The organism is Micromonospora sp. DSM 43699 (assembly GCF_055517075.1).
The window spans coordinates 101,681-113,406 of the sequence record NZ_JBTMMT010000002.1 but is presented as its reverse complement, the minus strand read 5'-3'; the positions used below and the strand labels follow the sequence as shown (position 1 = coordinate 113,406).

12 protein-coding genes are annotated in these 11,726 nt (G+C 73.5%); 5 read left to right on the top strand and 7 right to left on the bottom strand.

Annotation, left to right across the window (positions count from 1 at the left end):
- Nucleotides 1-12: 12 nt before the first annotated feature.
- Nucleotides 13-660: a prepilin peptidase gene (locus AC0AIB_RS01895; protein ID WP_465095865.1), complete on the bottom strand. Its 648-nt coding sequence runs from the start codon at nt 658-660 to the stop codon at nt 13-15.
- Between the two features lie 2 nt (nt 661-662).
- The gene (locus AC0AIB_RS01890; protein WP_328341784.1) at nt 663-1,604 is read right to left on the bottom strand and encodes an EamA family transporter; all 942 of its coding nucleotides are present in this window, start codon (nt 1,602-1,604) and stop codon (nt 663-665) included.
- A 309-nt stretch (nt 1,605-1,913) separates the two neighbouring features.
- Between AC0AIB_RS01890 and AC0AIB_RS01885 the strand changes: the two genes are divergently transcribed.
- From AC0AIB_RS01885 to AC0AIB_RS01875, 3 genes are all read left to right on the top strand, one after another.
- Nucleotides 1,914-2,387, top strand: a complete 474-nt coding sequence (locus AC0AIB_RS01885; protein WP_328341782.1) for an LppU/SCO3897 family protein — start codon at nt 1,914-1,916, stop codon at nt 2,385-2,387.
- A 1,100-nt stretch (nt 2,388-3,487) separates the two neighbouring features.
- Nucleotides 3,488-3,931, top strand: coding sequence for an LppU/SCO3897 family protein (locus AC0AIB_RS01880; RefSeq protein ID WP_465095916.1), 444 nt, complete (start codon nt 3,488-3,490; stop codon nt 3,929-3,931).
- Between the two features lie 148 nt (nt 3,932-4,079).
- Complete coding sequence (locus AC0AIB_RS01875; protein ID WP_328341778.1) at nt 4,080-5,324, top strand: ATP-binding protein; 1,245 nt, start codon at nt 4,080-4,082, stop codon at nt 5,322-5,324.
- 77 nt (nt 5,325-5,401) lie between these two features.
- On the opposite strand, the gene AC0AIB_RS01870 is transcribed toward AC0AIB_RS01875, so the two are convergent.
- On the bottom strand, nt 5,402-5,947 hold the full coding sequence (locus tag AC0AIB_RS01870) for a GNAT family N-acetyltransferase (protein ID WP_328341776.1): 546 nt from the start codon (nt 5,945-5,947) through the stop codon (nt 5,402-5,404).
- Nucleotides 5,948-6,199: 252 nt separating this feature from the next.
- Here AC0AIB_RS01870 and AC0AIB_RS01865 point away from each other — a divergent pair, with 252 nt between their 5' ends.
- Together AC0AIB_RS01865 and AC0AIB_RS01860 are read left to right on the top strand one after the other, a co-directional pair.
- Nucleotides 6,200-6,745: a DoxX family protein gene (locus AC0AIB_RS01865; RefSeq protein ID WP_328341774.1), complete on the top strand. Its 546-nt coding sequence runs from the start codon at nt 6,200-6,202 to the stop codon at nt 6,743-6,745.
- A 204-nt stretch (nt 6,746-6,949) separates the two neighbouring features.
- The gene (locus AC0AIB_RS01860; protein WP_328341772.1) at nt 6,950-8,392 is read left to right on the top strand and encodes a glycosyltransferase 87 family protein; all 1,443 of its coding nucleotides are present in this window, start codon (nt 6,950-6,952) and stop codon (nt 8,390-8,392) included.
- Here AC0AIB_RS01860 and AC0AIB_RS01855 read toward each other — a convergent pair.
- The 4 genes from AC0AIB_RS01855 to moaC all read right to left on the bottom strand — a co-directional run bounded on the left by AC0AIB_RS01855 (nt 8,379) and on the right by moaC (nt 11,101).
- A complete protein-coding gene (locus tag AC0AIB_RS01855) occupies nt 8,379-8,810 on the bottom strand; it encodes a molybdenum cofactor biosynthesis protein MoaE (protein ID WP_328348992.1) in 432 nt (143 codons plus the stop codon). The genes AC0AIB_RS01860 and AC0AIB_RS01855 overlap by 14 nt on opposite strands.
- Nucleotides 8,807-10,063, bottom strand: a complete 1,257-nt coding sequence (locus AC0AIB_RS01850; protein ID WP_328341770.1) for a molybdopterin molybdotransferase MoeA — start codon at nt 10,061-10,063, stop codon at nt 8,807-8,809. The genes AC0AIB_RS01855 and AC0AIB_RS01850 overlap by 4 nt, the downstream gene beginning before the upstream one ends.
- 79 nt (nt 10,064-10,142) lie before the next feature.
- Nucleotides 10,143-10,613 carry a MogA/MoaB family molybdenum cofactor biosynthesis protein gene (locus AC0AIB_RS01845; RefSeq protein WP_328341768.1) on the bottom strand — a complete coding sequence of 157 codons (471 nt, stop codon included), beginning with the start codon at nt 10,611-10,613 and terminating at the stop codon, nt 10,143-10,145.
- On the bottom strand, nt 10,610-11,101 hold the full coding sequence (moaC, locus tag AC0AIB_RS01840) for a cyclic pyranopterin monophosphate synthase MoaC (RefSeq protein ID WP_328341765.1): 492 nt from the start codon (nt 11,099-11,101) through the stop codon (nt 10,610-10,612). Before moaC ends, AC0AIB_RS01845 begins: the two co-directional genes overlap by 4 nt.
- Nucleotides 11,102-11,726: the final 625 nt, after the last annotated feature.

Here is an 11,726-nt window from a genome sequence, read left to right as displayed (position 1 = left end):
GGGCTGGCCCGATCAGGCGAGCAGGGTGGCCAGCCAGGTGCCGGTGAGCAGGGCGGGGCCGAAGGGCAGGGCGGTGTCCCGGCGTACCCGCCCGGCGGTCAGCAGCGCCAGCACCAGCACCCCGTTGAGCAGGTGCGGCAGGAACAGGCCGAGCCAGAGGGTGGGCCAGCCCAGCCAGCCCAGCGGCAGGCCGAGCGCCGCCGCCAGCTTCACGTCGCCGAAGCCGAGCCGGGACCGGGGCAGCAGCGCCAGCACCACGTACAGGAGGAAGGAGAGCGCGGAACCGGCCAGCGCGAGGGGCAGGCGGCCCGGAGTGCCGGCGGCGACGGCCGCACCGGTCAGGGCGGTGCCGCCGCCGAGGGCCGCCGCGCCGACCAGCGGGTCGGGCAGCCGCAGGCTGGTCAGGTCCACCACCACCAGCACCAGCCCCACGGCCGCCACCAGGAGCAACGCGGGTAACGCCGGATCCGGCCCCCGCGCGGCGGCCAACCCGCCGAAGACCACCGCCCCCACCACCGCGACCCCGACCGGCCCGGCGGAGAGCGGTGCACCGGTGGCAGGTGGGGTGGTAGGCGGGAAGGCGCGGGCGACCCGGGGCGCGGCGAGGCCGACCAGGGCACCGAGCACCGCCGCCGCAGTCACCAGACCGACGGGCGTCACGGCTACGGTCCCCGCCGGGGCCGCTCGGTGGTCACCACCAACGCCACGCCGGCCACGATCACCGCACCACCGAGCAGCACCTGGCCGGTGATCGGTTCGGCGACCAGCAGCGCGCCGAGGGCCACCGCCACCACCGGGTTGACATAGGCGTAGGTGGAGGCCAGCGAGATGGGAGCGTGGGCCAGCAGCCAGACGTACGCGGTGAAGGCGACAAGCGACCCGGCCACCATGAGATAGGTCAGGGCGAGCCAGGAACGGGTCGTCACCTGTGCCAAGGTGAACCCGCGCAGCTCGCCCCGGGCCAGGGACAGCACGACGAGCGCCGCAGCCCCGGCGACCATCTCGTAGACGGTGGCGACGAACGGGTCGGCGGGCATCCGCAGCCGGTTGGACAGGAACGACCCCACCGACCAGCAGGTGGCCGCCGCGACCACGGTGAGCGCCCCGACCAACGGCACCACCCCGGACCCGCCCCGGGGGAGCACCAGCAGCACCAGCCCGAGAAAGCCCACGGTCACCCCGGCGAACGTCCACCCCGGCGGCCGGTCCCCGGTGACCGTACGGAGCAGCACCACCAGCAGCGGGACGGTGGCCACCAGCAGCGCGGCGATCCCCGACGGCACCGCCACACCGGACGGGCCGGACTCGGCGAGCACCACCAGACCGTTGCCGCCGGCGAGCAGCAGCACCCCGACCAGCGCGGCCGAGCCGAGCTGCCGCCGATCGACCCGCAGCGCGCCCGCACCCCGCCGCAGCCGCAGGACGGCCGCGAGCACCAGCGCCGCGCCACCGAAGCGGACGGCCGCCGAGCCGAGCGGCGGCATCGACTCCACCACGACCCGGATACCGAGGTACGTGGAGCCCCACAGCACGTAGACCAGGATCAGCGCGGTCCAGATCAGGGCTGGGCGGGCGGGTGTCGCGGCCGAGGAAGGTGAGGTCATCGCAGGACCACGCTACGGTGACCACGTCGGTGGTGTCCTTCCCGGACGACCGGCATCTCGGCACGCGGGAGGACGGGCATGGCGAACTACGGACCACCGGGCGGTTCCCCGGAACCGTGGGGTGGGCGACGCCCGGACGACCGCTGGGGCCAGCCCGCCCCGGACCAGCCCCGATCCCCGACCGTGCCGGCTCAGCCAGCGGGTGGGCAGCCCCACCACCCGTCGTACGACCAGCTCCCGCCGGAGCCCCACGGGCCGACGGAGCGGTATCCGGTATCCGGGTCCGCAACGTCCCTGCCGGGGGCGTACGTGGGTAACCCGACGTCGGGGCGCGGTCGTGGTCCGCTGATCGCGGTGCTGGTCGTGCTCGCGGTGCTGGTCGTCGGCGGTGGCACCCTGTGGTACCTGCTGGGCGACGACGACGCAACACCGACCAGGACCGGTGCCGCGCTGCCGACGGCACCGGTCGAGCCGGACGCGGCCACTGCCGACCCGGCCGGGCCGACAGCCACCACCCCCGCTCCCGCCTCGTCAGCCGACCCTCGCTTCGTCAAGGCGGGGCAGTGCGTCCGCAACGAGGGCCCGGCCGGCGGCAAGCCCAAGCTGCTGGTCACCGCCTGCGCCCCGAGGACGTACGAGGTGCTACGTCGTTTCGACGGGGCGACCAGTGGTGAAAGTGACGCCGAGGCGAAGTGCGGCAAGGTGGAGGGCTACACCAACTGGTACTTCTTCGACAGCGAGCTGGACACCCTCGACTTCGTCCTCTGCCTGAAGCAGCGCTGAGCCCACCCCTGGGGGAGAGATTGTCAACCTTCGGCCCACCCGACTCCGGCCGCCCCGACGAGGAACACCGGCCCCCGAACCCCGACCCCGAGCCACCCACGGCACCCCTCGGGCGCCCCGACCCGGAGCCGGCGACGAAGCCCATCGTCCGCGCCGAGCCGGAGCCACCCACCGTGGGAATCCCGTCCGACGCGGAACCACCGACGGCACAGCTCCCGCGCGGGTCGGACGACCAACCGACCGCCCCCATCTCCGCCCGGCCGGCCGAACCAGCCACCGAACCCATCCGGTCGGAAGAGGCCGAGCCAGCGACCGCACCGATCAGGTCGGAGGAGTTCGAGCCACCGACCGCACCGCTCTCGGCAGCACCGCCGGAACCACCGACCGCACCGATCCGGGCGGTCCCGGCCGAACCACCGACCGCACCGATCCGGGCGGCCCCGACCGAACCGCCGACGGCACCGATCCGGGCCGCCCCGACCGAACCACCGACGGCACCCTTCGCAGCCGGCGCACCGACCGCCCCGATCTCCACGCCACCGGAGCCTCCGACCACCCGGCTGCCGGTGTCGGGAGCCGGGCAGCCAGCCACCACCCAGCTGCCCGCGTCGGGAGGCGGCTACTCCCCGACCACCCAGATGCCCGCGACGGGGGCCGACCACCTCCCACCGTCCTCGGGGGCGGGCTATCCGCCGCCGTCGTCCGGAGCGGGTTATCCACCGCCGGACACCTACCTCCCGCCGACCGGCCAGCCGGTGTCGTCCTCGGGGGCCGGCTACCCACCGCCGGGTCCCTTCCCGCCCGCCGGGCCGACCGCCGCACCGGCAGCCGGCGCGTTCGGCGCACCTGCGTCACCGCCACCGACCGGCTACCCCGGCCAGTCCACGCCGCCCCCGGCAGCCGGCTACCTGGGCCAGGCGGCACCGTCGTCCGGCTTCCCGGGGCAGCCTGCGCCGCCACCCGGCTATCCGGGCCAGGCCGCACCCTCGGCCGGCTTCCCGGGGCAGCCCGCGCCGCCGCCGGGATATCCAGGGCAGCCCACGCCGGGTTTCCCGCCCCCGGGAGCGCCACCGGCAAAGGGCCGGGGTGGCCGGATCGCGCTGATCCTCGGACTGGTGGTGATCCTGCTGCTCTGCTCATGCCTCGGGGTGGCCGGCTGGTTCGTCCTGGCATCGGATGACGGCGACGACCCGGCACCCGTGACCAGCGTGTCCGCCACGCCGACCGAGAACGGGCCGACCGAGAACGGGCCGACTGAGAACGAGCCGACCGTCGAGCCGACGACGGCCGAGCCGACCTCGACGCCGACCCGGGGGGAGCAGATCGTCAAGGGTGACTGCGTGGTCAACGACGGCACGGCCAGCGATGCCGACCTGCGCAAGGTGCCGTGCGGTCCGAACACCTACGAGGTGCTGTTGCGGATTCCGGCCTCCACCAACGGGGACCGGTGCAAGTCGTTGGCACCGCAGTCGAACGCCAACTACGTGCACGACAACTCGGTGGACCTCTTCGACTACGTGCTCTGCCTGCGTAAACGCAGCTGAACAGGCAAATATGGGGCTGTCTAGCGTGGATGCTAGACAGCCCCATACTCGCATCGAGAGCCGCAGCCGGGTCGGGCCGGCAACACGCCGGTAGCCCCGTCTACGCATCTCTAGTCCGCAGGCTAGAGCGCCCGATATTGTGCGAGGCGTGGATCCGGTCCGCAACCCGTACGCCCCGGGCGCCGGTCAGCGCCCGCCCGAACTCGCCGGGCGGGGGCGGGAGCTGGACGTCTTCGACGTGGTGCTGGAACGGATCGCCCGGGGCCGCCCGGAACGCAGCCTGATGCTCACCGGATTGCGTGGCGTCGGCAAGACCGTCCTGTTGAACACGCTGCGCTCACAGGCGATCAACCAACTCTGGGGCACCGGCAAGATCGAGGCCCGGCCGGACCAGTCGCTGCGCCGACCGATCGCCGCCGCGCTGCACATGGCGGTCCGCGAGCTGGCCCCCCGGCACCGCGCCCCGGACCGGATCGACGCCTTCCTCGGCGTACTCAAGGCGTTCGCGCAGCGCAGTGCGCCGACGACCGGGCGGGCCGGTGCGGCCCCCCGGCTGCGCGACCGCTGGCAGCCCGGCATCGACGTGCCGGCCAGCAGCGGCCGGGCCGACTCCGGTGACATCGAGATCGACCTGGTGGAGTTGCTCACCGATGCCGCGGCGATCGCCGGGGACGTGGGCACCGGCATCGCCGTCTTCATCGACGAGATGCAGGATCTCGGCGCGGAGGACGTCTCGGCGCTCTGCGCCGCCTGCCACGAGCTGTCCCAGTTGGGGGCACCGCTGATCGTGGTCGGCGCGGGTCTGCCGCACCTGCCGGCGGTGCTCAGCGCCGCCAAGTCGTACTCCGAGCGGCTGTTCCGTTATCTGCGGATCGACCGGCTGGACCGGATCGCCGCCGACCGGGCACTGTGCGCGCCGGCCGAGCGGGAGCAGGTCGAGTACGAGCAGAAGGCCCTCGACCTGCTCTACGAGGCCTCCGGCGGCTATCCGTACTTCGTCCAGGCGTACGGGAAGGCGACCTGGGACCATGCTCCCCGGTCACCTGTCACCGACGCGGACGTCCGGGTCGCCGCGCCCGAGGCGGAGGCGGAACTGGCGGTCGGCTTCTTCGGTTCCCGGTTCGAACGGGCCACTCCGGCCGAACGCGAGTACATGCGGGCGATGGCGACCCTCTCCCAGGTGGCGGGGGAGGCCGACGGCGGTGGTCGGGACGACATGGACGCCGCGGTGCCGACCGCTGAGATCGCCCGCGCGCTGGGGCGCAAGCCGGCGAGCCTCTCCCCGGCCCGGGACGCGCTTATCAAGAAGGGGCTGATCTACTCCGGGGAACGCGGCACGGTCGCCTTCACCGTCCCGCACTTCGGCCGCTATCTGCGCACCCAGCCAGCCTGACCGCCCAGGGTGGGCTGACGCCGGTCGGGTGGGCTGACGCCGGTCGACCGCCGGTCCGAACCACCGGTCAGGTCGGGTCAGACCCGGGACCAGGGTGGAGGGAAGACCACCTCGCCGCGCGGGGGCGGTGGCGCGTCGCTGGTCTCCGGCGGCAGGACCAGCGCCTGCCACGGCTCCCCCAACCCGGACCAGGGGCTGACCAACCCCATCCGGTCCGCCCGGGCAAAGCCGAAACGCCTGTAGTACGCCGGGTCGCCGAGCACCACCACCAGCCGTTCGCCCAGCTCGGTGGCAGCTTCCAGGGCGGCCTGCACCACCGCCGTGCCGTGTCCGACCCGCTGCCGGTGCGGGGCCACCGCCACCGGGCCGAGCACCAACGCCGGAACGCGGGCCCGGTCGGCCTCGACCCGGACCCGGGTGAGCAGCGCGTAGCCGACCACCTCGCCGCCGTACTCGGCGACCATCGCCAGCTCCGGCAGCCAGGCAGGGCCGCCGCGCAGCTCGTCCACGAGTGCGACCTCACCGGGGGTGGTGCGGTCGGGACGGGCGAAGGCGGCAGCCAGCACCCGACGCACCTGACCGGCGTCGGCCGGGCCCTCGGGACGCAACCGCAGGGTCGTCATCCGCGCGACGTTACCGGTCGTGACCGGTCCATCCGCGACTGTCGCTCCGTTCGGCGTGGCGTGGCGCGACGCCCACGTCCGCCGCTCCGCGCCGGAGGGGCGGCCGGCTCGGGGCCGGGCGACACGGACCGGACCCGGCGACGCGGGCCGGTAGGACCATCGACACGCCGACCGGCCGGACATCGACACGCGGGCCGGGCCGGATCGGCCGTTGCCCGGATAGTGGCGCATCAAACGGGGTATGACTGATCCATGAAACCCGTGCGCTCCCTCGCCCGTGTCATGTTGAGCGGCATCTTCGTGGTCAGCGGCGCCCGCAACTTCCAACACCCCGAGCGGCTCGTGCCGGCGGCCAAGCCGGTCACCGACCGGGTCGCCCCGCTGATCCAGCGGGCCGCGCCGCAGCTTCCGACCGACACCGAGACGCTGATCCGGGCCAACGCCGCCGTGCAGCTCGCCGCCGGCCTGATGCTGGCCACCGGAAAGTTCACCCGGCCGGCCGCGTTGGTCCTCGCCGGCACGCTGGTGCCCACCACCGCCGCCGGCCACTCGTTCTGGGACGACGACGACCCGGCGACGCGGAACAACAACCAGGTCCACTTCCTGAAGAACCTCGGGCTCTTCGGTGGCCTGTTGCTCGCCGCCGCCGACACCGAGGGGAAGCCGGGCCTGCGGTGGCGGACCGGTCACCGGATCGGCCACTCACGACGCTCGGTCGGTCGTGCGGTGCGTACCGCCCGGCGGGAGGCCCGGATCGCCGTCCGGTCCGCCGCCGCAGCCCGCCGACTTCCTGGCTGACCTGCATCGATTCGGCCACCACCCCCCGTAAGGCCGCGAATTACCTGAACCACCCGACACCCGTTAACGCGGTGGAAATGTCAAAAACTGGTGTGGGATCGGACACGGTCGGATAACGCGGGAGGCAGCAACGTGAGGCGCCGTTCTAGGCTCCCTACCGGACCTGGACGGGTAGGACGACCTTGGTATGGGGGTGGCCACGCCATGCCGACGACCGTCGGTAGACGTGCGGACCGCCTCGCCCCAGTCCGTCGCGCAACGCGTGGGATCGATCGTAGGACAGTCGTACGGACCGGCATCGTGGCCGCCGTCGCCTATGCCGCATGGCTCGCCATCGGTGCTTTCGGGCGGCCGTACAACTTCTTCGACATGAAGATCTACCACGGCGCGGTGGTGTGGTGGGCGAGCGGGCACGAGTTGTACGAGTTCATCGCGCCCACCACCACGCTGGGCTTCACCTACCCGCCCTTCGCCGCGCTGGCCATGCTGCCGATGGCCCGCCTGCCGATCGAGGCGGCCGGGTGGATCAACGCGGCCGGCAGCATCGCCGCCCTGGCCGTGATCCTGGCCGCGTTGCTACGACCGATCGTCGACCGGCTCCGCTGGCCCCTGTGGTACACGGTCGCCATCGCCACGCCGATGGCCGCGGCCATCGAGCCGGTCCGGGAAACCCTGGGGTACGGGCAGGTCAACCTGCTCCTGTTCGCATTGATCATGGCCGACCTGGTGGGTCTGCGCTGGCGCTCCCGGCGGGGCACCCACGGGCGAGCCAGCGACGGCCCGTTCCTGCGACTGCTCTACAGCGGGTCCTGGGCGGGCGTGGGCATCGGCCTGGCCACCGCCGTCAAGCTCACCCCGGCGCTGTTCATCGCCTACCTGCTGATCACCCGGCAGTGGCGGGTCGCCGCCACCGCCGTCGGCACCACCATCGGCGTCACCCTGGGCAGCTTCGCCCTGGTCGGCACCGAGTCGCGGGCCTACTTCGGCGGGGTGCTGTGGCAGACCGAGCGGGTCGGGGCCGCCGACATGACGCCCAACCAGTCTTTGGCCGGCCTGCTGGCCCGGCTCTACGACTCGATCGAGACGCCCGGCCTGCTCTGGCTGGCGTTCTCGGTGCTGATCCTGGCCCTCGGGCTGTCCCGGGCCGCCAACGCCCGCGCCGACGGCGACGAGTTGACCGCGTTCACCCTGGTCGGGCTGACCGCCAACGTGATCAGCCCGATCTCCTGGTCGCACCACCTGGTCTGGGTCATCCCGGCGATCATCGTGCTCGCCGACGCCGCCGTACGCCGCCGCGAGGCGAGCCGGGGGCTGTCGGTGCGTACCGGCCAGCAGACGTTCGGCGGGCCGCCCGGGGTGAGTGGGCTGCGCCCGCCGATCTGGTACCCGACGCTGACCGGGTTCCGGCACGGGGTCGCGGCGCTCGGGTTGTACCTGCTCTTCCTCATCTCGCCGATCTGGCCGTACGAGCACAAGCTCCCCGAGGTGTCCCACTACCAGGACGGCCTCTTCGGCGCCCTGATGGAGAACTCGCTCGCGCTGGCGCTGATCGTGCTGGTCGCCGCCCTGCCGTGGCGGCCCGGCGCCGAGCCCGCCTTCTATTCCGACCGGCTGACCCGCGCCACCGCCTCGGTCAGGGGCAGTTGACCCACTCCTCGGTGCCGTCGGCGAAGACCTGCCGCTTCCAGATCGGCAGTCGGGCCTTCACCTCGTCGACCAGCCGGGCGCAGGCCGCGAACGCCGCCGCCCGGTGCGCCGTGCTGACCGCCGCCACCAGCGCCACGTCACCGATGTCGAGCCGGCCGACCCGGTGCGACACGGCCACCGCGTAGACGTCCGGGTCGGCGGCGATCTCTGCGGCCACCGCGCGCAGCGTCTCGACGGCGCTCGGGTGCCCCTCGTACTCCAGCAGGACGACCGGTCTGCCGTGATCGTGGTCGCGCACCACGCCCTGGAAGGAGACCACCGCACCGGCCCGCCGGTCGGCGACCGCCGCCTCGTGCGCGGCCAGGTCCAGCGGCTGGTCGGTGACGGTGAGCAACGCCGTCGTCGGGCCGGCCGTCACCACGTACGTTCCCCGGGCAGCAACGGCAGCGGCACCACCGGCACCCGGGCTCCGACCTCGCCGGAGGTGCCGGGCCGGATCACCGCGAACCCGTCCGCGCCAGCCAGCCCGCGCAGCATCGCCGACCCGACGTGCCGGACCGGGTGGGCGGTCCCGGCGGCCCGGTCCAGCCGGACCAGGGCCAGATGGGTGTGGTCGCCCCGGCCGGGTACCGGCTCGGCGAGGGTGGCCTGCGGCAGCGCCGGCAGCGCCCGGCCCTGCAGGCCGGCGAGCAGCGGCGCGACGAGCGACACCAGCGCGACGATCGCGGACTGCGGGTTGCCGGGCAGCCCGGCGACGAAACGCACCCGCCCGTCGGCGTCGACCAGCCGGGCCAGCAGCATCGGAAAGCCGGGTCGGACGGCGACCGTGTTGACCACGTGGTCGGCGCCGAGCGCCTCCAACGCGGGGTGCAGGTGGTCGACCGGGCCGTGCATGGTGCCGCCCGTGGTGCAGACCAGGTCGGCCCCGGCCAGCGCCCCGCGCAGAGCGGCCACGTGGGCGGGCAGGGTGTCCGCCACCGGGCCGACCACGTCGGAGGGGCGCACCTGGCAGCCGTAACGGCGCAGCCAGGACGGCACGGCGGGACCGAGCGCGTCGCGGACCCGGCCCGACCCGGGCGGGCCGGCGGTGAGCAACTCGTCGCCGAAGACCAGGAGCGCGGCCCGGGGCTGGCGGCGTACCCGCAGGTGGTCTTGCCCGCAGGAGGCGGCCAGCCCGAGCAACGCCGGATCGACAGGGGTGCCGGCCGGCAGCAGCTCCTCACCGGCCACCGCCTCCTCACCCGGCTCGCGCCACTCCGGGTGGGGGCGGGGGGTACCCGTCACCCGTCCGTCCGGGGTACGGCTCGAATCCTCGATCCGCAGGATGGCGGTCGCCCCGGCAGGCACCATGGCCCCGGTGGCGATCTCGACGGTGGTGCCGTCGGCGGTCAACGCGCCCGGGACGTGCCCCGCCAGCACCCGCCCCACGACGTCCCACGGGCCGGCCCCACGCACCGCCCAACCGTCGACGCTGGAGGTGGGGAAGGCGGGCAGGTCGGTCCGGGTGGTCAACGGCTCGGCCAGGGTGTGCCCGTCGGCGTCGGCCAGTGCCCGGTTGACAGTGGGCAGGGCGGCGGCCAGGCCGACCGCGTACACCCGGGAGCGGGCCTCTTCCCAGCCGGCCGGCGGTGGCGTGGCGACCTGCGCCGCGGCGGCGGTTTCCGTGCTCACCGGTCGGCCTCCGTTCGGACGGGACGCGGGGGTACGCGTCCACCGCTGCGAGCCTATCGCCGCCGCGATGGCCACGCGGTCAGTGGTCGCCGCCGCGCAACTGGTCGACGGCGTGGACGAGGATCGGCCCGAGCACGGCCAGCCCGTCCTTCGCGCCGCCCCGCGAGCCGGGCAGGTTGACCACCAGCATCCGGCCCAGCACGCCGGCCAGCCCCCGGGACAGCGCCGACGTGGGCACCCGGTCCCGGCTGTAGGCGCGGATCGCCTCGGCGATGCCGGGAATCTCGTGGTCGAGCAGCGCCCGGGTCACCTCCGGCGTCCGGTCGGTGGGGGTGATGCCGGTGCCGCCGCTGGTCAGCACCACGTCGACCCGGTCGGCGTGGGCGGCGCGCAGCGCCTCGGCGACCGGCTCGCCGTCGGGCACCACCACCGGTTCGTCTACCTGACAGCCCAGCTCGCGCAGGCCGGCGACGAGCAGCGGGCCGCTGGTGTCGGCGTACACCCCGGCGGCGGCCCGGTTGGAGGCCACGACCACCCGGGCCCGGATCACGGCCGGTCCTGCGGGCGGACCCACTCACCGGTCTTGCCACCGGACTTACGCAGCACCCGGACCGCGTCCACGGCGGCGGCCGGGTCGACCGCCTTCACCATGTCGACCAGGGCCAGCCCGGCGACGGCCACCGCGGTCAGCGCCTCCATCTCCACCCCGGTCCGGTCGGCGGTGCGTGCGGTGGCGGTGATCTCGACGGTGTCCTCGGTGAGTCGCAGGTCGACGGTGACGCCGTGCAGCGCGATCGGGTGGCAGAGCGGGATCAGGTCCGGGGTGCGTTTGGCGCCCATGATGCCGGCGAGCCGGCCGACGGCCAACGCGTCGCCCTTGGGCAGCCCGTCGCGGCGCAGCAGCTCCACCACCTCGGCGGTGGTGCGCAGGCGACCGGCGGCCACGGCGGCCCGGCCGGACACCGGTTTGGCGGAGACGTCGACCATGCGGGCCGCACCCGCGGCATCGACGTGGCTGAGCTGCACGGGATCGATCACTTCACGAGCCTAACGGCCAGAGCCGGCCCGGGGCGTACGTCCGGTTCGGGAGGATCGCACCGGCCGATGGGGAACAAGTGCCTCGACGTCGTGCGGGATGATTCGTGATCGATAGTTCATCGTCGATTTGATCGGCCGCCACTAATAGGTTCTCCGACCGCCGGGAGAGCGGGAAACACGCCATCGCATCCGCGACCCGACACGGGAACGTCACCACGGGGAAACCCTACGTCGCACCGCGACCGCGAATCGCTACCGGGGCCACTTCGACAACGGTGGCACCACCGCGCCGACACGACTACGCTGCGTTCCGCAATCGGGTGATCCGTCGCACTCGCGCGCCGTCCAACTCGGAGGAACCGCAACCGGCACCCCTCACCCGATGCCGCAAACCAGGTCGCTGCACCATTATCTAGCGTTAACCAGAACCGGCGGGGGCACTCAGCACTCCGTTTCCCCGTGGAAACGGAAAGTCACCAACCTCCGCCCAATTCTCATCTATCGCTCATAGTTACATTTATACCTCCAAAATCGGCCTAACCGCCCTTAGGCTGTCCCCTGTCAGATCCCGACCGGAAGGTCGGCGCACCGAGCAGGGGAGGGCGAACGCGATGTCCGCACACGA